The sequence below is a fragment of the Nocardia yamanashiensis genome, assembly GCF_021183565.1.
Taxonomy (GTDB): domain Bacteria; phylum Actinomycetota; class Actinomycetes; order Mycobacteriales; family Mycobacteriaceae; genus Nocardia; species Nocardia yamanashiensis.
Genome location: NZ_CP089226.1, coordinates 1155277 through 1176019 on the forward strand (window position 1 = coordinate 1155277; position 20743 = coordinate 1176019).

A 20743-nucleotide genomic window follows, 5' to 3' on the forward strand; every position below is an offset into this window, starting at 1 on the left:
TTTCATGCGCCGTTCCTGACGCAATTCATCAGCTCTCTGGGGAGATGATCGACATGATCAACCTGATCCGGAATCGGAAGCCGGCCCTCACCGCTCTGCTCTGCGCCGCGGCGGCGGCGCTGCTGTGGACCGCTCCCGGCGCTTCGGCCTATGTCACCAGCGTGGCCGTGTCATCCGGCAGCAGCATCAATCTGGGTGGCGGGAACTACGGCACCAACTGCTCGTACACCGTGACGGTGAACGGCAGCCCGAACGAGTACGTGTGGCTCTACGACAGCGCCACCGCCACTTTCGGTACGCAGCAGTTCTCGCTGGGCTCGGGCGGGACCGGTACTTCCAGCTGGACACCGACCTCCACCGGCACCCATTACATCCAGGCCTGGACCTATAACGGTTCCCAATGGGCGGTCGTGCAGGTGGGCACCGGTATCAACCTCGGGAGCGCCTGCGTGGTCAGCTCGTAACGACCTGAACCGTTTTCGCCCCGCGCAATTGCGCCAACTGCTCGGCTTCGGCCTGGAGTTGCTTGCGCAGCGCGGGTTTCAGCGGCCGGAATGTGGTGATCGTCAGGGCCAACGAGCTATTGGTCTTGCGCGGCCGCCAGATTCCGGCCAGTTCACCATCGGCCAAGACGGTGCCCGGAGCTCCGACCGTTTTCCAGACTTCGCGATGATGCTTCTTGTCGATGAGGGTTTCGCGGTCACGGGCCTGGGTGTAGGGGTCGCCGGGTGGGAGGAGGCGGAGTCCGTGTGACGGCGGGGGAGAGGTCAAGGCATCGAGATCATCGGTGTGGATCCAGGTTCGGTTGCCCGCGAATTCGATGGGGGTGAGCTCGTTTTCGAGGCTGTTCCACCACGGATCGACGTCGCCGGCGGAGACGCCGACCCAGGCGGCGAAATCTTTGCGGGTGGACGGGCCGTAGCAATGGAGGTAGCGGCGCAGCAGTGCGGCGCGGGCGGTTTCCGGATCGAGTTGCGGTGGTGGCGCGCCGATCCTCGACGAGGACGAACGGGGACTTGTTGCCGGTGCGTTCCGCGAAGCAGATCAGGCCGCGGAGGGTGAGGATCCGCAGGCAGAAATGCACGACGCCTTCGCCGAGCGGTTGGCCGGCGGCGTAGGGACCCGCCGCCTGCCACGTCTTGCGTTGGGCGGGTGACAGTTTCGGGGCGATGCGGTCGGCGAGTTCCTGGCCGAGTTCGTTGATCGCGAGTTGCCTGCCTGACAGAACCGCGTCGATCTCGGCGGCGGTGTGATCGACGGCTTCGTCCAGGCTCAGCCCGAGTTCGGCCAGGGCCGGGTCTACGCCGGTGATGAGGTGCACGCGGGCTTTTTCGGTGGGCGGGAGTACGCCGGTGGTGAAGATCGGGGTGTCGGCGGTGGGAAAGAAATACGGTGAACCGCGCATGCACCACGTTTGCAGGAGCGTCTTGTCCGCGCCGATCAACGCGTCGACATGGTCCGGCGTGACGCCTTCGACCCGGGCGTGCAGCGCCAGCAGCGCAGAACCGGGTGGGCTGTTCTGGATTCCGCAGGCGCCCGCCACGTCGGGCAGCGCGTCGAGGGGCTGACGCCGGGTGAGGTGGTGGGCGTGCAATCGGAACGCTCGCACGGCGCCCGCGGACACCTCGACGGTGGTGCCGGACTTTCGACCTGTCACTGATCGCCTCCCGGGAACGGGTTCGATTGCGCTGGACGAGCCTATTCCCCGGTCGACCGATGCCGGTCGATCGAATCCCACAGCCAGCGCGGGCCGGCCGTGGTGGCGCCGAGCGCTTCGACTCGGGCGCGCAGGCCGCGGTCGGCGGTGACGACGGTGACCGGTGGCGAGGCCGCCGCGACGACATCGACTATGGCGTCGTCGCCGGAACCGCCGGCGTGCACGAGGCGCAGGGGAGCGAACCGCGGCTCGTTGCCGGCCGCCGCGGACTTGGCGGCGCCTTCGAGTACGACCAGGATGTGGGCGGCATCGGGGAGGTCGGCCAGATCGGCGAGCAGCCGCCGGGCCGCGCCGGCTCGGTCCCGCCACCAGCCGTCGGGTTTGGAGCCGACGACATTGGCGGCGTCCACCACGATCAGCTGTTCGGGGGTGTCCATGGATCAAGTGTCCCCGCAGCGGTGTCAAGCGAGCGCGGCGACCTGGGATTCGGTGCGACGCCAGGCGTAGGTGAGGAAGGCGATCAAGGCCAGTAGCGGGAGGCTGCTCACGCCCCAGCTGAGGCCCAGCGGCGGCCCGGGCTGTTCCAGGACCGGGAGGGCGCGTAGTTCGCCTTCGCCGTGACCCTGCGGTCCGTCGATGGCGAAGCGGAAGATCCAGTCGCCCTGCTTGTCCAGTGAGCGCACGTCCAGGCCCCAGTCCTCGCGTTTGCGCGGATGCCGGGACAGCGGTTCGGCGCGCCGCACCTTGCCGTCGGGCTGGATCTGGGTGAGCTTGCCGGTCTTGTCGGCGATGCCGCCATCGGGGACGAAGGTGAAATCCAGCGATTGCATTGCGCGCAAAGGCCATTCGCTGAAGCCGATGGTCACGTGATACGGGCCCGCCTGCACCTGTTCGGTGTGCACGATATCGACCGGCTGATACGCGACGGCCGTTCCGGTGGCCCCGGCCAGCAGATAGACGAAGGCGAGCAGCGTCGCGGCGGTGGGGAACAGGCGGCGGATCATGCGTGGGCCTCTGCGGTCGGGGCGGTCAGGCGGAGCATGGCGCCGAAACGCCAGCCGAGGAAACCGCCGAGCGCGCCCAGGACGGCGCCGGCGACGGTGGTGGCGATGATGATCGTCGCGGCGGGGAAGCGGGCGTCGTAGACGATGATGTTCTGCACCGGCGAGAGCCCCGCGATGAGCGCGCCGCCGACCGCACCCGCCAGCGTGGGCAGCAGCCGGGCCGCGGGCGTACCCCGGCGCATCAGCAGATCGATGACCAGACCCACCGGTACCAGGCAGAACGGGATCAATGCCGGCGTGGTCGGGATATTGCGAAGGTGTTCGCGCAGCGGCAATCCCACCGCATCGGCATAGACGTGCGCGGCCCACGGCGCGAACCACCAGAACACGCCCTGGATCGCCGAGGCGAACACCGCGGTGAGCGTGGCCCCGAACCGCCGGAACGCCGCGCCCGCGAGGAGCAGCAGCACCGCCATGAACGCGGTGACCGCGACCGTCCAGCGCACCGAACCCACACCGAGCCGCTGCACCGCCAGCGCGGTGACCGTACTGGAGGTCAGCAGATGCGCGAGCGAGAACACCGCGCCGATCCGGCCCCAGGTGTGCGCGCGGGCGGCGGCGAACACGATCACGGTGCCGACCGAGATCACCGTGCTGGACAGGAACAATCCGATGTGCGGCGGCGAATCGATGACGGCGTCGAACCCGTACAGGCTGTGCCACCACAGATCCCACAGCCCGTACAGCAGGAACGAGGCCGCGCCCAGCGCGGCGACCATGTAGCCGAGCGGCGCGGTGAAAGTGCGCCCGAACACGCCGATTCCGGGCCCGCCGAGCGCACCGTCCACCCGCCGCCCCGCGCGTCCCGCCGCGGTGGTGGCGAGAATGACCGCGAGACTGACGAATCCGGCGATGGCGGCGCTGGCGTAGATGAACAGGTGCGGGAGCGTGAAGAAGGTGTCCGGCCCGACATCGGCGTGCCATTGGATATCCCAGGTGGAGCCGACCGCGAAGGTCATGCTGGCGGCGAACAGGATCGACGCCGGCACCCAGGGTTTGACGGTGATCGGCGGGCTCGCGGTGACGGTGTGCGTATTGGCGGTGAGGTCCATGTGCTGCTCCTGATCCTCTTTCCTTCGATTCAGTTGGCCGGCACGGAGATTCAGTTGGCCTGGACGGAGAACGTGGCGGCGCCCGCGCCCTGCGGGCCGGAGACCTGGACGGTGATCTCCCATTGGCCGGGCATCGGCAGGTTCACGGTGGCGCGGTAGTGGCCGGGCGTGACCGCGGTGGCCGTGCTGGGCGGCAGGGCGTGGCCCATCTGCGGCATGGACGGGGCGAGGGAGACCTTGTCCGGGGCAGCGGAATCGCCTTGTGCCGTGGTGATTTCGAGATTCACGGCATTGTCCCCGGTGCGAGGTTCACCGGCGTCGAGCCGGATACTGTAGGGGCCCGCGCTCATGCGGGACACCGCGTTCGCGCTGTCGCCGGGCCACAGCCACCACGCCAGCAGCGCGGCTACCACCAGGACAGCGGCGGTGAGTAGTCCACGTTTCGCGGTCATCGCGTCGCCTCCGCTCGGACATCGACCGTGGCGGGCACGGTCAGCACCGAGTAGCCACGTTCGGCCTGCACCCAGACCAGATAGCGGCCGGGCAGGGGAAAGGTGAAGGTGAAAGCCACATTCGGGCCGTAGGCCGCGACCGTCTCGTCCGGCGGCTGGGAGCCGTTCCGCAGGGGCGCCATGGCGTGCGCGTGCGCCCAGATCGGGGCGGTGGCGGCGGCCGCGCCGGTGGGCGTGTTGTCCGGCAGCGGGCCGACAGCGATGAGATGGCCGAGCATGCCCAGCCAGGGTTGCAGATCGGCGGGGCCGCCGAACTTCGCGGTGAGCGTGGTGGGTTCGCCCGCGATCGGGTCGGTGGTGGCGAGTTCGGTGGGGGACAGGGAAGTGCCGGTACCGGAACCGGATTCGGTGGATCGGAAACTGGAGCGCAGCAGCTGTACGCCGCCGCCGCGCCGTGCGATCTCGGCGGCCAGGGCGTATTCACCGGATTCCATGCCGCCCAGGCTGACCCGGAACTCACCCGGCCCGGTGCGCACCGGATGGCGATGCCAGAACCGTCCGGACGGCCCCACCACCATCAGATGCAGCAGGGCGTCATCGGTGATCAGCAGATCATCCACCGGGCGGCCGGTCGCCGAATCGGTCAGCGACAGGGTGAGTTCACCGGTCCGGCCGTTCGCCGGGGGCGCCGATCGCACCGTCATATTCGCCGGTGGCCGTGAGTAATTCGTGGTCAAGGGCAGATCTCGCTCGGGGTAGGGGTTGCCGATATTGCCCGAGGTCGGATCGAGCAGACTGCCCGCCGGCCGGGGCGCCGGTGCGCGGCCCGACAGCACCGCCCCGGTGACGCCGACTGTCAGTGCGGCGATCAATGCTCCCGCGGGTAGCAGCGCCATCCACCCGCGCCGGGCCACCAGTGCCGTCCCGATCGCGACCAGCAGCAGGACGCCCGCCGTGAAGAAGCCACCGTAAGCCGCACGCTCCCAGGGCGTTACGACGCGCGCCGAGACCAGGAACGGAATCCGGGCCGTGCGCTCGCCATCGGAGACGGTCAGCTCCCACGGCCCGGCATGATCGACCCGCAGCCTCGCCGGATACGGTCCCGCCTGATCGCCGAGTTCCACTGTGGTGGAGGACGATTCACCGCCGCTGTCCACCGGCGTCGCCCCCAGCGTCAGCGTGCCCGCCGCGGTCCCGGTGTGCGTGACCACCTCCACCCGCAGCGGTCCCGGCTCGGCCCGCCGCACGATCACCGTCAGCTCCCGATCGCCCAGCGACTGCGCCACCGACACATCGCCTCCGCTCACCGCCCCGTCCGCGTGGGCCGGGGGAGCGGTCACCAGCATCGGCAGGCAGGCGGTGAGCACAGCCACGAGTAGGCAGGCGCGTAGGCGAGGGGTCGACGGGGGCTGCACTGTTCCGAACCTACCGAAAGACCCCGGCGCGGGAATCCCTCCGGAGAGTGATGCCGTCCGGACCCGGTCTCGGGGTAAGGTGCGCCGATTTCCACATTGGCCTGCGGTTGGTTCGCGATTACTTCACACTGATCTTCTGGCAAACGCCGTGTGAGGGCGGCGTTTTCACGCGGGAGCAAGAATGACCGAAAATCAGCGCCCATCCGCCGATGAACAACGGCTCGCCGAACTCGGATACAAACAGGAACTGGCCCGGTCCTGGTCGGGATTCTCCAACTTCGCCATCAGTTTCACCATCGTCTCCATCCTGACCGGCGGACTCGCCAGTTACGGCATCGGATTGGCCAATGGCGGGCCGATCACCATGGCCTGGGGCTGGCCGCTGGTCTCGATCATGGTGCTGTTCGTGGGCCTGGCCATGGCGGAATTGGCGTCCGCCTATCCGACCTCGGGCGGATTGTATTGGTGGGCTTCGGAATTGGGCGGGCCGATCTGGGGCTGGTTCACCGGCTGGTTCAACTTGATCGGGCAGATCGCGGTGACGGCGGCCATCGATTACGGCGCGGCCATTTTCACCACCGTGGTGCTGAATGTGATCGGTATCGATATCGGCACCGACCGCACCGCGATCTTCTTGGTGTTCGCGGTCATTCTGGTGCTGCACGCGGTGCTGAATGCGGTCGGGCCGCACCTGTCGGCGCTGATCAACAATATTTCCGCCTGGTGGCACGTGGGCGGTGTGGCGATCTTCGTGCTGGTGCTCGGGATCGGCGCGGAACACCATCAGAGCGTCGGGTTCGTGTTCACCGAGACCGTGGACAACAGTGCGGTCGGCTTCGGCGGCGTGGCGTTCAGCTTCCTGCTCGGATTGCTGCACGCGCAGTACACCTTCACCGGATACGACGCCTCGGCGCACATGTCGGAGGAGACGCACGACGCGTCCCGGATGGCGGCCAAGGGGATCATCAACACCATCATCGTGTCGGCGGTGGCGGGGTATCTGCTGATCCTGGCGGTGACCTTCGCGATCCCGAATCTGGACGACGCGCTCGATCCGGCGAAGAACAGCGGTTACCCGGTCATCTTCATTCTGGAGAACTCGCTGAATTCGTTCTGGTCGGGCCTGCTGCTCGTCATCGCCGCCATCGCCCAATTGTTCTGCGGCTACGCCTCGGTCACGTCCGCGTCCCGCATGCTGTTCGCGTTCAGCCGCGACGGGGCGGTGCCCGGTTCGGCATTGTGGTCGAAGCTGTCGGCGCGCAAGGTGCCGGTGAACGCGGTGCTGTTCATCTCGGTGTTCGCCTTCATCCTGCTGATCCCGTCCATGCTGGTGCCCGCCGCCAACGCCCCCACCGCGTACGCGGCCGCCACCTCGGTGGCCACCATCGGCCTGTACATCGCCTACGGCATCCCGGTCCTGCTGCGCCAGCTCCACGGCGCTCGATTCCACACCGGCCCTTGGCAACTCGGCGGCTGGTATCGCCCGATCGGCATCATCGCGCTGATCTGGATCGTCTTCATCAGCCTGCTGTTCATCCTCCCCATGGACGATCGCGGCTACCCCTGGAACGACGAATTCACCTGGAACGCAGTAAATTACGCTCCACTCACCCTGATCGCCGTCGTGGGCGCCATCGCCGTGTGGTGGTTCGCCTCCGCACGCCGCTGGTTCACCGGCCCCAAGCGCACCGTCGCCGACACCCCCGAAGCGGAGGCTCCCGTCACCGGGTGAGTGACCGGGGCCGGGTGGGCGCCGACGCAGCGGGGCTGAGCCGGACTTTCGCAGTATGCTGGCGGCCGCCACGAACTGCGAGAGATCCGAGCGTATGACCGAATCAGCTGCCTTCCCGTTGCCTTTCCTTGCCTCCCATCGGGTTCCGGTCGCGCCGGCGAGGACGGTGCGGGAACGGGAGATGATGCGACTGAGCGCCGGCATTCGCGGGAAGTCGCGGTGGTTCGACAAGATGCACGATGCGGAAATCGTGGCCGGGTGGACGCGGGAGGCGGCCGAGCAGGGGCTGACCGATGCGCAGATCCGTTATGTACTGGCGGAATTGGCGCATTACGCCGAGCTCCGGGACGAGGCCGACGGGATCGAGGTGTCGGCGGTGGACGGGGTGTGGCAGTCGGACTCCCTGATCGGTGACGGGCTGAGATCCCGTCTGCGGGAAGCGGTTCGGGTGCTGGAAGAAGTACCGGCAGAGGAGCTGGATTGGCATCCGGGGTCGGATGAGCAGGTTCTGGACCTGGTTCATCCGTCCCTGTTCTGCCTCGTGCGCTCGGTGAGTCCGGTCGACGACGCGGTCTGGCAGGGGCCGCGGGAGCGCGACGCTCGCTATGCGCACTCGGAGAAGTTTCAATGGCTGCCGACCGATGTCGAGGTCGGCGCCGACGGTGTGGCCGTGTTCCGGTCCTACGTCAACAATGTCGATCCCGTCGCGCACGCCGAGCTGGAATCGGTGCTCCCACTGCTCTTCGCGCGCGTTCGGCCCCTGTTCGAGAACGTGCTGTCCGACCTGCGCAACCCGAAACCGGTTCGTATCAAGACCAATCCGTGGAGCTGGTACGACAACGCCCCCGACAAGCCCGTCGAACCGGACGAGGACGACGAGGATCAGGACGAGGATGCCTACGACGAGTATCGGCAAGCCTACGAAGAGTGGTGGCACCACCGCCGCCCGGTCGTTCCCGACGCCCCCGAATACACTCCGCCGGCCGCCGTCGACCGCATCGACCTACGCGGCCGCCTCCAGGTCATCGTCAAGCTCGCCAATATCCATCTGACTCCCGAAAAGCCCGAATACCTGGGCGGCAGCTGGCATGTCGAAGGAATGCTGAACGAGAGCATCGTCGCCACCGCCATCTATTACTGGGAGAGCGAGAACATCACCGACAGCCACCTGAGCTTCCGCGCCGCCATCGACGAACCGAACTATGAACAGAACGACCATCCTGGCATCAGCGAAGTCTTCGGCCTTTCCGACGAAGACCCCCTCAACCAGTTCCTCGGCTCGGTGCCCACCACTCCCGGCCGCTGCCTGGCCTTCCCCAACATCCTTCAGCATCGAGTGGGCCCCTTCGCGCTGGCAGACCCCACCCGCCCCGGCCATCGAAAGATGCTGGCGTTCTTCCTGGTCGACCCCGCCACGACCATCACCTCCACCGCCGACGTGCCACCGCAGCAACCCTGGTCTCCCACCTCGACCATGACCCTGGAACAAGCCCGGACCTACCGCGAGGAACTCATGCGAGAACGCAAGTTCTTCATCGGTGCGCACAACGAAGAGCTCTACGAACGCGAGTTCTCCCTCTGCGAGCACTGACCCGGGACGATCATGCGATGCCTGCGGTCAACCGGTCGAGCAGACCGGCCAGACCACTTCGCACGCTCTCGGCATCGCCCGTGTCCAGCCCATAGGTCACCTCGTACCACGGCCCGAGCTGATGCCAGGTCAACGCACGCCGTCGAACATCATCGGTAACCCCGTAAGCAGAGGCCACCCCCTCCGCGAAAGCCTCGGGAGCCCCGAACAACGCCCACGCCAAGTCAATTGCCGCATCCCCGACATGCGCATCCCCGAAGTCGATCACCCCGCTGACCCGCCCGTCATCGACCAGCACATGCTCCGGCCCGAGATCCCCGTGCACCACCGTGTCCGCGGGCGTCGCGGCAGCAGTATCGAGCATGGCGCCTGCGGCCGCCCGCACGTCTACCGGAACCAACGGCAAAACCTCCGACCGAAACCGGCCGAGCGTCTCCACCCGATCCCGCCGAGTCTCCTCCGCCCCCGGCAACCCCCGCCGCACCGCCTCCGCCACGGGACAGCCATGCAACGCCCGCAGAAACGCCCCCACCGCCGCCCCCTCCCCGAACCCGCCTCCCTCGAGCGCGTTCCCACGCACCAGCGCATGCCGCACCACCAACGGCTCCTCCCCGGCCACCCACGGCACCGGCACCGCCAACGGCAACAACGGCGCCAGCCAAGGCATCACCCGAGCCTCCCGCCGCAACTGCCCGGCCACCTCCGCCCGCCGCGGCCGCCGCTCAACCCACTCGCCATCGACCAACGTGGCCAAGCTGTCCCAGCCGTCCTCGAATCCCACATCAACACCTTCGCATCCCGTTGGATCTACCTATCGTTGGTTCATGTGTACCGATTTCCGTGCGGACCGGATCGGCAGTGCCCTGCGCGGTGAGAATCCGACGGTGATCCGGAGATTGAACGCCGGTTTCGCCGTCATCGGCGACGTTCAATTCCTACCCGGCTATTCGGTCCTGCTCGCGGACGATCCCGCGGTGCAACGGCTGTCGGAGCTGCCCGCACCCCGCCGGCGGGCATTCCTCGCCGATATGGATCGGCTGGGCGAAGCGATCGAACGTGCCTGCCGCCGCCTCGATCCGGGCTTCCGCCGCATCAACCTGGAGATCCTCGGCAACACCGACCACTTCCTGCACGCTCACGTGTGGCCCCGATTCGACTGGGAGCCGGAGGATTTGGTCGGTGGGCCGGTGTGGTTGTACCCGCGGGACCGGTGGAGCGACCCGCGGTATGCGCTCGGGTCCCGGCATCACGCCGTGCGGCGGGCGATCGGGGAAGAACTGGATCTGCTCGCCGCCGGGTGAGCGCGGACGGCGGGCTACTTACCGCCGGGCTGGACGTCGAAGACGACCTGGTAGACGCCGGGGCGGGCGGTTACGTGCAGGTCGGGGTCGTCGAGGATGGATTTGACGGAGGCCAGCCATTCGGGGTTGGTGCGGGCTTCGGCGAGGGCGTGGCCGCTTTCCCATTGGGCGACATTGACGAAGCTGATGGCGTCGCCGGCGATGGTTTTGTGCATGACGGCGCGGATGAAACCTGGTTGTTCGGACATCATCTGGGCGTTGTAGGTGCGCCAGCGGTGCAGGAACTTCTCGGATTCGTCCAGGGGGACGGAGAAGACGTTGATCATCGTCACGGGTTCGTCGACGGCTACCTCGGTCCAGGTGCTCGCCGACTGTGAACCTTGCACTGACCTTGTCATCACTCGACTCCTTCTATCGGTACGAGACTGTTTCGATAAATAACGGTACGCTCCTGGTTCGATGGGTGACAAGACGATTCGTGAAGCCGGTGCGCCGATTCCGCGTGGCGAGGCGGCGAGGCGGCGCGTGCTGCAGGCTGCGCTGGAGTTGCTGGCCGATGAAGGGCTGTCCGGATTCACCATGGACGCGGTGGCGCAGCGGGCGCGGGCCAGTAAAGCGACGGTGTATCGGCGGTGGTCTTCGCGCACCGAACTGCTGATCGATGCCCTGCCGTTGGCGGCGCCCGTGCTGGTGCCGCCCGACAGCGGGGACCTGCGGGCGGACCTACTCGAACTGTTGGTGGAACTGCATGCGGCGCTGCGTAATCCGCCGATGGCGCGAATGCTGGCGGCCTTCGTCGATGCCGCCGAACGGGATCCGGAACTGCGCAGCCTGCACGCCGATCTGACCAACCGTCAGCGCGAACCGTTCCGCCAGGTACTGGCTGCCGCCCGCACCCGCGAGGAGATCGCCGATGCGGTCGACCTGGAATTGGCCATCGACTTGCTGGCGGGACCCTTGTTCTTCCGCCGCTTCATCACCCACCACGAAACCGGCGTTGACGAGCTCGCACCGCTGGTCGACGCCGTCCTCGTCATCCTGCGGACAGCGCCGATCTGATTCAGAACTTGCCGGTGTGATGCACGATCCGGTGCCGGAGCCGCGCGGTGAGCTCGGCGATGAACTCCTCGCGCAGCGGCGGCCAACCCCAGAAGTCGAAAGCCAGGGCGCCCAGGGCGAAATCGTCCGCCCATTGCCAATCGGTGACGGGGCTCGAAACGCCGCAGGACGCACAGATTGCCGCACCGCCGCCGGTTCGCTCCCAGCCATCGATGGCATGCGAGAACGGCTGCCACACAACAGGATCGGCTTCCCATCGATTCGGGTAGTCGATGATCACGGTCGTGGTCCGGCAGCGCGGGCAGGCCGCGTATGCCGGTTCGATGCCCCCTTGCCCGGGGAAATGCGCGTGCCGGCCGACGACGACGGCGACCGGTCCCGGAATCCAGTCATCGCCCCATTCGCTGGTGATCCGCCCCCAGTCCGGACCCGGCAGATAACCCGCGTCGGCGTACAGGCTGTACATCGCATCCCGTGAGGTCTCCCTGAGCAGCCATCGCCGCGAGACCATCCACTCCACCACATCCGCGCCCAGCGAACCCGCGTCCTCGGCACTCACCTCGATATCGACAATGCGTTCGAAATAGTCACCCACCCCCGCACATTCCCCGCCGCCGGCCACCGCCGTCAAGGTCCCAAACTGACAAATCACCCGTGTCGGGCGATGCGCCATCCACTCCACCCCTAGAAAATCGGCGTGACCAGTACCGTAACCGAACCCGAGGAGCTGATCCGGGATGGCTTTGGACTACGAGGATCGAACCGATTTCGAGAACGCCGACCGAGGATTCATCGCGACCCTGACCCCGATGACCATCCGCGACGCGGACGGCGCGATCGTTTTCGACACCTCCGGATACGCCTTCCTGGACGGTCCGTGCCCGGACACGGTGAATCCCAGCCTGTTCCGCCAAGCCCAGCTCAATGTGAAGAACGGGCTGTATCAGGTGGTCGAGGGGATCTATCAGATTCGCGGGTTCGACATCTCGAACATGACGATCGTCGAGGGCGATACCGGCGTGATCATCATCGACCCTCTGATCTCCACCGAATGCGCGGCGGCGGGCCTGGCGCTGTATCGCGAACATCGCGGCGACCGGCCCGTCACCGGGGTCATCTACACGCATTCGCACGGTGATCACTTCGGCGGCGTGGCCGGTGTGCTCCCGGACGGGCCGGGGCAGGTGCCGATCCTGGCCCCGGCTGGATTCATGGCCGAAGCCGTCTCGGAGAACGTCTACGCCGGCAACGCCATGACCCGCCGCGCCAGCTACATGTACGCCATCGGATTGGGCCCGGCTCCGGACGGTCAGATGAGTACCGGCCTGGGTATTCAGACCTCCACCGGCACTTTGAGCCTCTACCCGCCGACCATCGACATCACCGCGACCGGGCAGCACGAGACGGTCGACGGGGTGCCCATCGTGTTCCAGATGACGCCCGGCACCGAGGCGCCCGCGGAGATGAACTTCTATTTCCCGAACCATCGCGCCCTGTGCCTGGCCGAGAACGCCACCCACAATCTGCACAATGTCTTGACGCTGCGCGGTGCGCTCGTCCGCGACGCCCGGGTCTGGTCGCATTACATCGACGAGGCGATCGACATGTTCGCCAGCGATTCCGATGTCGCTTTCGCCTCCCATCACTGGCCGACCTGGGGCACGGACAATCTCATCGAATTCCTCAGCGTCCAGCGGGATTTGTACTGTTATCTGCACGACCAGACCCTGCGGTTGCTCAATCAGGGTCTGACCGGCACGGAGATCGCCGAGCAGATCGAACTGTCGCCGGGGCTGGAGGACTCCTGGTGCGCGCGTGGGTATTACGGTTCGGTCAGCCATAACGTGAAGGCCATCTATCAGCGATATCTGGGCTGGTTCGACGGTCATCCCAGCTCGCTGTGGCAGCATCCGCCCGAGGCGGCCGCCGTGCGCTATGTCCAGGCCTTCGGCGGCATCGACACGGTCATCGAGAAAGCCGCCGGTTTCACCCGTGACGGCGACTTGCGCTTCGCCGCAGAGCTGCTCAAGCACGCCGTTTTCGCCGAACCCGGCAACACGGCAGCCAAGAACGCACTCGCCGAGGTCTACACCACGCTCGGCTACGGGTCCGAGAACGCGACCTGGCGCGGCTTCTATCTGATGGGCGCCAAGGAACTTCGCGACGGCATCTACCCGACCGCGCTGAACCTGGCAGGTGGTATGGCGGCGGCGCTGTCGGTCGAGCAGCTCTTCGATACTGTGGCCATTCGCGTGAACGGTCCGCGCGCCGCCGCCGAATCCTTCGTGATCGATTGGCAGTTCACCGATCTCGGCACCACCGTGCGCTTGACCCTGTCCAATGGTGCGCTCATTCGCACCGTCGACCCGCGGCGCAAGGCCGAGGTCGATCTGACGCTCACGCTCACCAAGCCGCAGCTGCTGGGGTTGCTGGCCGGGCAGGGGCTGGAGGGTATCGACCAGGTCGGCGATAGCACTGTGCTGCAACGACTTCTGGGCCTGCTCGAACAGCCCGATCCTGATTTCGCCATCGTCACGCCCTGACGGATGCCGCCGCACGCGTGCCCGCCGATGCTGCGGGCACGCGTCGCTCGGATCGAAGATATAGCAGCGCTAGACAACCTACCGCTCGCAGTGTTACCTTTGCTCCATCATCTAGCGCAGCTAGATTCGAGAAAGGGTAACGACCATGACCTTCACCGCCAACGAACAGCAGTTCCTCGCCGAAGCCGGAATCGGCCGCCTGGCAACGGTTTCGCCCGACGGCGTGCTGCAGAACAACCCCACCGGCTACCGCGTGAACGCCGACGGCACCATCGATATCGGCGGCATGCGCATGCGCGGCAGCCGCAAGTACCGCAATGTCGAAGCGGGCAGCCGCGTGTCGTTCGTCATCGATCAGCAGGTGTCGTTGGACCCGTACGTGATTCGCGGTATCGAGGTGCGCGGCACGGCCGAGGCGCTCCAGGACGAAGAGCCGCCGTTCCCGCCGCAGGAACGCGCCGTCATCCGGATTCGCCCGGAGCGGATCATCTCCTGGGGCATCGACGGCGGATCGTTCGATTTCGCCGGCCGTAGCGTCGAATAGTTCTGTCACAGGGCGAGCATCGCGGCGGCGACCCGGTCGGCCGCCGATCGGCGCAGGGCGGTTCCCATCTCGTCGAGTACGAGCAGTACCGCCCCGGGGATCTCGGCGGCGAGCGCCTCGCCGTTGCCGACGGGGAAGAACGGATCCGCGCGACCGTGCACCACGAGCGTCGGCAAGTCGAGTTCACCGAGCCGCTCCCGCCAGCGCGGGGCGCAATCGATCCGGGAGAACACCATTCCGAGCTGGTTCGCCTGGTGTACCGCGGGATCAGCCGACGGTGTCCGGTCCCACACCCGAACGGCCATGGCCCGCGCCTCCTCCGGATCATTACCCAGCAACTCGGCTCCCGAGGCCGCGAACGACCCCACCGCATCCCGATCGGTCCAATCCGGCATCGGATGCGAAAACAGCACCCCCAGCACGGACATGTCATGGTCCGGCAGATCCGCGTCGACGGGCCCCGGAGCCACCGCTCGTGTCCCGACCAAAGTCAACGCGGAGAACGCCTCCGGATGCTCGAGCGCCGCAACCTGAGCAACCATCCCGCCGACCCCTACCCCGCCGAGATGTGCTCGCCCGGCCCCGAGCGCCTCGACCAGCGCCGCCGCATCCGCCGCGAGATCCCGCAAGTCGTACCCCGGACGCTCCGGATCGATGGTCGTAGACGCCCCGGAATCTCGCAGGTCATACCGCACCACGCGCCGCCCACCCGCCGCCAGCTGCTCGCAAAGTCTGTCCGGCCAAGACAACATCGTGGTCCCCCCGACCAGCAGCACCAGCGGATCCTCCACCCGCCCGAAGCTCTCGATCCCCAGATCCACCCCATTCACCCGAACCACACCCGCCTGAACCGGTTGCACCATGCCGTACTCCTGCCTGTCGATAGTCCTGGAGGTACAGACGACCGCACGACCGGAAAGTTATCGGCGCAACCGCATGCGTCCCCCGCGATCGAGTGGCCTCAACCCAGCGAACGCTTGCTAGATTTCGACCGTGGATGCGGTCACCCTTTTCGGAGAATATGTCGACTGGCTTCGAGCCAATGTGCCGCTGGCGTTCGAGAACCTGGCTCCGCCCGCCACCTCGACGGAAATAGCAGACCTCGAACATGCACTGGGCCAACACCTTCCGGACGACGTCAAAGCGGTTCTCCAACTGCACAACGGCCAACGCGCCACCGATATCGCCACCGGCGGCGACGGTGCGGTGCCCTGCATCCCCACCCTGTCGTTCCTGTCGACACATCTGATCCTGGAGTGCTGGTCGGCCTGGGTCGATATCCGGGAAGACCCCAATATCGAACAGCTTCAGTCCATGGGCGAAGTCATGCCCGGTGCGGAAGGCCGCGTCAAACCGCTCTACAGCTCGCCGGGCTGGATTCCCCTGTGGTCGGATCCGGCGCGTTCGGACTACATCGGCCTGGACCTCGATCCCGATACCGGCGGAATCCCCGGCCAGATCATCAATTTCGGCCGCGACGAGGAGCGGCATTTCGTCTGCGCCGACAGCTTCACCGACCTACTGGGCTTCCTGCTGGAGGAGGTGCGGTCGGGACGCTGGCCGGCATCGACTCTCGTCGAGGGTGAAGACGACGACGAGGATTACGACGATGCCGGCGGCTACCAGCCCGAGGCGTACCCGTGGTTCGGGCCTCCCGGCGAGCATTTCTTCAACGCCCTCTACACGCGCGCGATGCACTCGGCTCGCTGACCGGAGGTTCAGCGGGTCCGAGCGCGAAGGCCGCCGATTGTTCCGATTCGTACAAGCGATCTCCGCGCCCCACCCGCCAAGATCATCACATGATCGAACGCATCCACCCCTACATCGATGGTGACGATCCCGCCGCTTTCGCGGAGTTCTATTCCGGCGTCTTCGGACTCGAAGTCGCCATGGAGACTCCCGTGCTGGGGCTGCGCGCACCCGATAACCCGGCAGCGCAGGTCATCGTGTTGCGGCCCGGAACCGAAACTCCCACGCCGCGATTCGGGATCGACATGGGCGATCCGGCCCTGGTCGATGCTGCTTACGCCGAGGCGATTCAGCGGGGAGCGAAGGTCGTCTATCCGCTCACGAACGAACCGTGGGGCGTGCGGCGGTTCTTCGTCGAGGATCCGGGCGGCACCGTGATCAATGTGCTGGCGCATATCGAGCCGCTGGGCAGCTGACCCGCCATGCGCGGCTAGGGTTCACCTGCACACCCACCCTGAGAAGGAACGGACGATGACCTCACCGGGCAACCGGCAGCGCTACCTCGACGCGGTAACCACCTATATCGCAACGCATTTGGTGCGAGCGCACGAATCCGGCACGGATGACGCATCCAGCTGGTTCCGAACCGGTGCCCCCAGCGACGAACTGAACGGAGTCCTGCGGCTCAGCGGCGACCTGCCGCTCGAGGTGAAGCGGCTGCGGGACTTGTTCGGCGAAACCCCCTCGTCATGGCACTTCTGGCCGGACATCGATCCGCCGGAGCTCCCCGAGCTGCTGACCCGAAACGGTCTCTCCCACTTCGAAACCGAGCCGCTCATGGTCCACACCGGCAACGACGAGACCGCGCCCCTCGCACTCCACCGATCCGACCTCGCGCAAATCGAGGAAGTCACCGACAGGCCGGGCCTCGCCCAATGGGCGGCCGTCTGGTCGGGCATCCCCGATTCGAATGCGTTGGTACCGGGCCTGTGTCAGGGCCTGGACCTGGCTTCGACCCGCTACCTGTTGTGGCGCGAGCACGGCGAAGCGCTCGGCTGCGCGGCCGTGGTGACCAGCACCGCGGGCGCATCGATCGAACACATCGTCACGCGAGCCGATCACCGCGGCCGCGGGATAGGCACCGCCCTCACCGAACGAGCCCTCGCTCTGGCCCTCGAATCCGGAACCAACCAAGTAATTCTCACCGCCTCCCCCGACGGCGAATCGATCTACCGCCGCCTCGGATTCACCACCGTCGGCCGAGTCGACCGGTACGCGTGACGCATTCGCGGGGCTGGTCGATAGACGGTGCTGCTGGGTGGCTCCGGCGTCTCTACAGGGGGATGCGGACAATGTCGCCGGTCATGCTGGTGGCGAACAGATCGCCGGTGGCTGCGCCGAATTCGATGGCGAAGCGGACGCTGGTGACCGGTTGGCCGGAGTAGACGACGGTGGCGTCGTGGCTGGTCGGATCAATGCGGAATACGTTGCCGCTGAACGGAGAGGTGACGGCGCCGAGGTAGATGGTGCCGTCCGGGGTGATGGTCAGGTCGTCGAGGGCGCGGAAGGGCGGGGCATAGCCGAGACGGGTGTAGGGCTCGAAATCCTGCGGGCGGTCGAGGGGCACACGGTAGATCGGGTTGGTCGTGTCGAAGGTGACGCTGGTGTAGATGGCGTCGTCGTGGACTTCGATCCCGTTGGTGCCGAACAAGTTTTTCGTCGCCTGCGTCCAGGCGGTGTCGACGGTGCCGTCGACGCGAATCTTGGTAATGCCGAATTGGGCCATGTCGGTGACGTAGAGGTTGCCGCCGTCGTCGACGGCGAGGCCGTTGGCCATGACGAGGCCGAGATCGGTGGCGAAGGTTTCCGCGATCGGGTTCGGGACACCCGGGTCGAAGCGGATGATCTCGGCCGCGTGCACGGGTGTCCACGGGATCGCCACGTACATGCGTCCATCGGAGGAGTGCACGATGCCACTGGGCGAGGCGTAGCCCAGTCCGGGAACGGTGACGCTGGCGGTTTCCCGGCCGGACGCGTCGTATCGAGCGATCCGGGCTTCGGAGACGCGCGAGACCCACAGGCCGCCCAGTCCGTCGAACGCCAGATTCTCGGTCCAATTCACGATGGGAATGTTGTTGCCCTCGAAGACGGTTGGCTCCGCGTGCGCGGTCGCCGGCACAGCGAGCAAGATCGCTGCGGCGACTGCCCAACGACCGACGCACCCGGATAACTTCATGCCAATTCTCCGTTCCCCAGCCGGATGTCAACAGCAACAAACTACGACCGTCCGAGACGGGTTCGATTGTCTGCGGGCGCCATCCTCTTGGCGGAAATTGCTGGCATGAAACAGGTTTCGCGGCTCCGTCACCGCCTCGCGTCGGCTACCCCCGCGTAGTCGGGCAATTCGATGCCGTTGAGGGCGCGGCCGACGAGGTCCATGAACCAGTCGCCGGTGAAGTCGGGGGCGGGTTCGGAGTCGGGGGTGGGGAGGTCTCGGCTGCGGGCGTTCAGGCGGCCGATTTCCTGGTTGGCTTCGACGAAGGGGCGCATGCGGTCTTCGTAGCGGGCGTAGCCGAGTTCGGGATCCCAGTTGGCGGAGGCGAGTTCGCCGGCGAGGATGTAGGCGCCGACGAGGGCTAGGCCGGTGCCTTGGCCGGACATGGGGGAGGAGCTGAAGGCGGCGTCGCCGAGGAGGGCTACGCGGCCGTTGGACCAGCTGTCCATGACCACCTGGGCGACCTGGTCGAGGTAGAAGTCGGGGGTGTCGTCCAGGTGGGCGAGGATGGCGGGGGTCAGCCAGCCGAGGCCTGCCATGCGTTCCCGGAGCAGTTGTTTCTGGGCGGGGATGTCGCGGTAGTCGACGTCGAATTCGCCCGCGGTGAAATAGAACATGGACATGGCGCGGGTGGCGTCCTGGATGGGGCGGAGCAAGGCGGTGCGGCCGGACTCCTGGTATTCGAGAAGCCAACGGTCCAAACCGAATTCGTTGGGCACACTGTAGAAGGCCAGCACGTGCCCGAGGTGGCGCAGGTACTTCTCGTGCGGGCCGAAAACCATGGCGCGCAAGGCGGAATGCAGGCCGTCGGCGCCGATCACCAAATCGAAACGACGCCGATTGCCGCTGGCGAAAACCACGTCCACACCGCTCGCATCCTGCGTGAGCTCGTCGATCCGGTCACCGAAGACGTATTCGACATCCTCGCGGGTGTCGTCGTAGAGCACGCGCGAAAGATCGCCCCGCAGAATCTCGATCTCCGCGATATACCCGTCCGCATCGGCCGGGAACGTCTCCAGCACCTCGCCGTTCTCATCCACCGTGTACGCGCCGGCGGTATCGGTGCACGCCGCGCGAACCGTCGCATCGAGCCCCATCCGCTCGATCACGTCCTTGGCCACGCCCCGCGCATCCACCGCCTGCCCACCGGGCCGCAACTCGGGCGCGCGCTCCACCACGGTCACCTCGGCACCCCGCCGATTCAGCCAGTGCGCGAGCGCCGGACCAGCGATACTCGCTCCAGCCACCAGCACCCGAGGCGGGTTCGACCGCGCCCCCTGCTCACCGGCCGTGTCCGCCTGCTCTCGTGTGGATTCGTCGCCGCTCATCACTGCCTCCATGTGTTTCCTCCCGCGCTGGAATCGTCCAGCACAGATCCACCGCTCCCGGTGCATTCAGCCATACAGACTGCCGCTCGCCGCGAAAATCATCGGTACGGCCGGAATCGAATTCTTGACGGATCAGCGGCGGGTTGCCGGAACGTCGATTCCTGTTCGCGCAATCGTCTGTTCGGCGAAGGCCCGGATGCAACCATTGAGACGTAATCCTCGGTAGGCGTGATTCGGCGTCGGGGTCGGTGGGTGGTCATGAATGGTGCAGTGCGGGTGGGGGACCGGGGGGTCGCTTTGGTTACGGGGGCGGCCAGTGGGTTGGGGGAGGCGGCGGCTCGGCGGTTGGTGGGTGAGGGGTGGCGGGTGGTGGGGGTGGATCGGGATGTGGTGAAGGTGGGTGGGGTTCGGGGTTACAGATGCGATGTGACGGATTCGGGGGCGGTCGAGGCGGTTATCGGGAGGGTGGTGGAGGAGTTCGGGGGTGTTCGGCGGGTGGTGCATGCGGCGGGGGTGGCTGCGAGTGGGTTTGTGAGTGAGATGGATTCGGGGGCGGTTCGGGGGGTTTGCGAGGTGAATTACTTCGGGACGGTGAATGTGGTGGGGGCGGTGTTGCCGGGGATGCGGGCGGGTGGGGGTGGGGAGATCGTGTTGTTCGGGTCGATCGGGGGGTGGATTCCGGTGCCCGGGGGTGGGGCTTATGCGGCGGGGAAGGCGGCCGTGCACATGTATGCGGAGGTGCTGGGGCTGGAGTGTGCGGGGATGGGGGTGCGGGTGGTGTGTGCTTGCCCGGGGATGGTCGAGACGCCGATGCTGGCGGCGATTCGGGCGTCGGCGCCGGAATTGTTCGGGGAGCGGAAGGGGGTGGCGCCGGAGGTGGTGCTGGATTCGATCGAGCGGGCCCTGCGGCGAGGCGAGTTGTGGGCGTTTCCGGATCGGGCGACGCGGGCCATCTGGACCGTGCATCGGATGTTTCCGGCCGCAACGCGCGGGCTGGTCGCCAGGAAGGTGCTCGGGGGACGTCAGGGGAAGCAGGTGTGA

Annotated in this window: 22 protein-coding genes and 1 pseudogene; 11 read left to right on the forward strand and 12 right to left on the reverse strand. The window is 66.7% G+C overall.

Going from position 1 to position 20743, the window contains the following annotated elements; genetic code table 11:
- The first annotated feature begins 44 nt into the window (after positions 1–44).
- Positions 45–464, forward strand: coding sequence for a hypothetical protein (locus LTV02_RS05455; RefSeq protein ID WP_067723269.1), 420 nt, complete (start codon positions 45–47; stop codon positions 462–464).
- On the opposite strand, the pseudogene LTV02_RS39465 reads toward LTV02_RS05455, so the two are convergent.
- From LTV02_RS39465 to LTV02_RS05490, 6 genes and pseudogenes are all read right to left on the reverse strand, one after another.
- Positions 454–1738: pseudogene (locus LTV02_RS39465) on the reverse strand (winged helix DNA-binding domain-containing protein). The gene LTV02_RS05455 and the pseudogene LTV02_RS39465 overlap by 11 nt on opposite strands.
- Positions 1699–2094: a hypothetical protein gene (locus tag LTV02_RS05470; RefSeq protein WP_233038804.1), complete on the reverse strand. Its 396-nt coding sequence runs from the start codon at positions 2092–2094 to the stop codon at positions 1699–1701. Before LTV02_RS05470 ends, LTV02_RS39465 begins: the two are co-directional and overlap by 40 nt.
- Positions 2095–2118: 24 nt before the next feature.
- A complete protein-coding gene (locus tag LTV02_RS05475) occupies positions 2119–2661 on the reverse strand; it encodes a hypothetical protein (protein WP_233038805.1) in 543 nt (180 codons plus the stop codon).
- Complete coding sequence (locus tag LTV02_RS05480; RefSeq protein ID WP_233038806.1) at positions 2658–3773, reverse strand: hypothetical protein; 1116 nt, start codon at positions 3771–3773, stop codon at positions 2658–2660. The genes LTV02_RS05475 and LTV02_RS05480 overlap by 4 nt, the downstream gene beginning before the upstream one ends.
- 50 nt (positions 3774–3823) lie before the next feature.
- Complete coding sequence (locus LTV02_RS05485) at positions 3824–4225, reverse strand: FixH family protein (RefSeq protein WP_233038807.1); 402 nt, start codon at positions 4223–4225, stop codon at positions 3824–3826.
- Positions 4222–5598 carry a hypothetical protein gene (locus LTV02_RS05490; RefSeq protein WP_233038808.1) on the reverse strand — a complete coding sequence of 459 codons (1377 nt, stop codon included), beginning with the start codon at positions 5596–5598 and terminating at the stop codon, positions 4222–4224. Before LTV02_RS05490 ends, LTV02_RS05485 begins: the two co-directional genes overlap by 4 nt.
- Positions 5599–5821: 223 nt before the next feature.
- Here LTV02_RS05490 and LTV02_RS05495 point away from each other — a divergent pair, with 223 nt between their 5' ends.
- Positions 5822–7372 (forward strand): amino acid permease, encoded by a 1551-nt coding sequence (locus tag LTV02_RS05495; protein WP_233038809.1) that lies wholly within the window; start codon positions 5822–5824, stop codon positions 7370–7372.
- 94 nt (positions 7373–7466) lie between these two features.
- Entirely contained in the window at positions 7467–8963 is a 1497-nt protein-coding gene (locus tag LTV02_RS05500; RefSeq protein WP_332909559.1) for a DUF4246 domain-containing protein, read from the forward strand.
- 10 nt (positions 8964–8973) lie between these two features.
- Here the strand turns inward: LTV02_RS05500 and LTV02_RS05505 are convergent, their stop codons facing one another.
- Positions 8974–9744 carry a phosphotransferase gene (locus tag LTV02_RS05505; protein WP_233038811.1) on the reverse strand — a complete coding sequence of 257 codons (771 nt, stop codon included), beginning with the start codon at positions 9742–9744 and terminating at the stop codon, positions 8974–8976.
- A gap of 43 nt (positions 9745–9787) precedes the next feature.
- Between LTV02_RS05505 and LTV02_RS05510 the strand changes: the two genes are divergently transcribed.
- Positions 9788–10264, forward strand: coding sequence for a diadenosine tetraphosphate hydrolase (locus LTV02_RS05510; protein ID WP_233038812.1), 477 nt, complete (start codon positions 9788–9790; stop codon positions 10262–10264).
- A 14-nt stretch (positions 10265–10278) separates the two neighbouring features.
- Here LTV02_RS05510 and LTV02_RS05515 read toward each other — a convergent pair whose 3' ends face one another.
- The gene (locus LTV02_RS05515; protein WP_233038813.1) at positions 10279–10662 is read right to left on the reverse strand and encodes an antibiotic biosynthesis monooxygenase family protein; all 384 of its coding nucleotides are present in this window, start codon (positions 10660–10662) and stop codon (positions 10279–10281) included.
- A 61-nt stretch (positions 10663–10723) separates the two neighbouring features.
- On the opposite strand from LTV02_RS05515, the gene LTV02_RS05520 reads away from it, so the two are divergent.
- Positions 10724–11323 carry a TetR/AcrR family transcriptional regulator gene (locus LTV02_RS05520; RefSeq protein ID WP_233038814.1) on the forward strand — a complete coding sequence of 200 codons (600 nt, stop codon included), beginning with the start codon at positions 10724–10726 and terminating at the stop codon, positions 11321–11323.
- Position 11324: 1 nt separating this feature from the next.
- Here LTV02_RS05520 and LTV02_RS05525 read toward each other — a convergent pair whose 3' ends face one another.
- Positions 11325–11918 (reverse strand): hypothetical protein, encoded by a 594-nt coding sequence (locus LTV02_RS05525; protein WP_233038815.1) that lies wholly within the window; start codon positions 11916–11918, stop codon positions 11325–11327.
- 142 nt (positions 11919–12060) lie between these two features.
- Between LTV02_RS05525 and LTV02_RS05530 the strand changes: the two genes are divergently transcribed.
- Together LTV02_RS05530 and LTV02_RS05535 are read left to right on the forward strand one after the other, a co-directional pair.
- On the forward strand, positions 12061–13866 hold the full coding sequence (locus LTV02_RS05530) for an alkyl/aryl-sulfatase (protein WP_233038816.1): 1806 nt from the start codon (positions 12061–12063) through the stop codon (positions 13864–13866).
- A gap of 145 nt (positions 13867–14011) precedes the next feature.
- Entirely contained in the window at positions 14012–14410 is a 399-nt protein-coding gene (locus LTV02_RS05535; RefSeq protein ID WP_233038817.1) for a PPOX class F420-dependent oxidoreductase, read from the forward strand.
- Between the two features lie 5 nt (positions 14411–14415).
- Here LTV02_RS05535 and LTV02_RS05540 read toward each other — a convergent pair whose 3' ends face one another.
- Complete coding sequence (locus LTV02_RS05540; protein ID WP_233038818.1) at positions 14416–15273, reverse strand: alpha/beta fold hydrolase; 858 nt, start codon at positions 15271–15273, stop codon at positions 14416–14418.
- A 130-nt stretch (positions 15274–15403) separates the two neighbouring features.
- Between LTV02_RS05540 and LTV02_RS05545 the strand changes: the two genes are divergently transcribed.
- The 3 genes from LTV02_RS05545 to LTV02_RS05555 all read left to right on the forward strand — a co-directional run bounded on the left by LTV02_RS05545 (position 15404) and on the right by LTV02_RS05555 (position 17380).
- The gene (locus LTV02_RS05545) at positions 15404–16120 is read left to right on the forward strand and encodes an SMI1/KNR4 family protein (protein WP_233038819.1); all 717 of its coding nucleotides are present in this window, start codon (positions 15404–15406) and stop codon (positions 16118–16120) included.
- A gap of 89 nt (positions 16121–16209) precedes the next feature.
- On the forward strand, positions 16210–16575 hold the full coding sequence (locus LTV02_RS05550) for a VOC family protein (RefSeq protein ID WP_233038820.1): 366 nt from the start codon (positions 16210–16212) through the stop codon (positions 16573–16575).
- A 55-nt stretch (positions 16576–16630) separates the two neighbouring features.
- Complete coding sequence (locus LTV02_RS05555; RefSeq protein ID WP_233038821.1) at positions 16631–17380, forward strand: GNAT family N-acetyltransferase; 750 nt, start codon at positions 16631–16633, stop codon at positions 17378–17380.
- Positions 17381–17432: 52 nt separating this feature from the next.
- Here the strand turns inward: LTV02_RS05555 and LTV02_RS05560 are convergent, their stop codons facing one another.
- Both LTV02_RS05560 and LTV02_RS05565 read right to left on the reverse strand, forming a co-directional pair.
- Positions 17433–18221, reverse strand: a complete 789-nt coding sequence (locus LTV02_RS05560; RefSeq protein WP_233038822.1) for an SMP-30/gluconolactonase/LRE family protein — start codon at positions 18219–18221, stop codon at positions 17433–17435.
- 242 nt (positions 18222–18463) lie between these two features.
- Positions 18464–19702 (reverse strand): FAD-dependent monooxygenase, encoded by a 1239-nt coding sequence (locus tag LTV02_RS05565; RefSeq protein WP_233038823.1) that lies wholly within the window; start codon positions 19700–19702, stop codon positions 18464–18466.
- A 258-nt stretch (positions 19703–19960) separates the two neighbouring features.
- Here LTV02_RS05565 and LTV02_RS05570 point away from each other — a divergent pair, with 258 nt between their 5' ends.
- Positions 19961–20743 carry an SDR family NAD(P)-dependent oxidoreductase gene (locus LTV02_RS05570; protein WP_233038824.1) on the forward strand — a complete coding sequence of 261 codons (783 nt, stop codon included), beginning with the start codon at positions 19961–19963 and terminating at the stop codon, positions 20741–20743.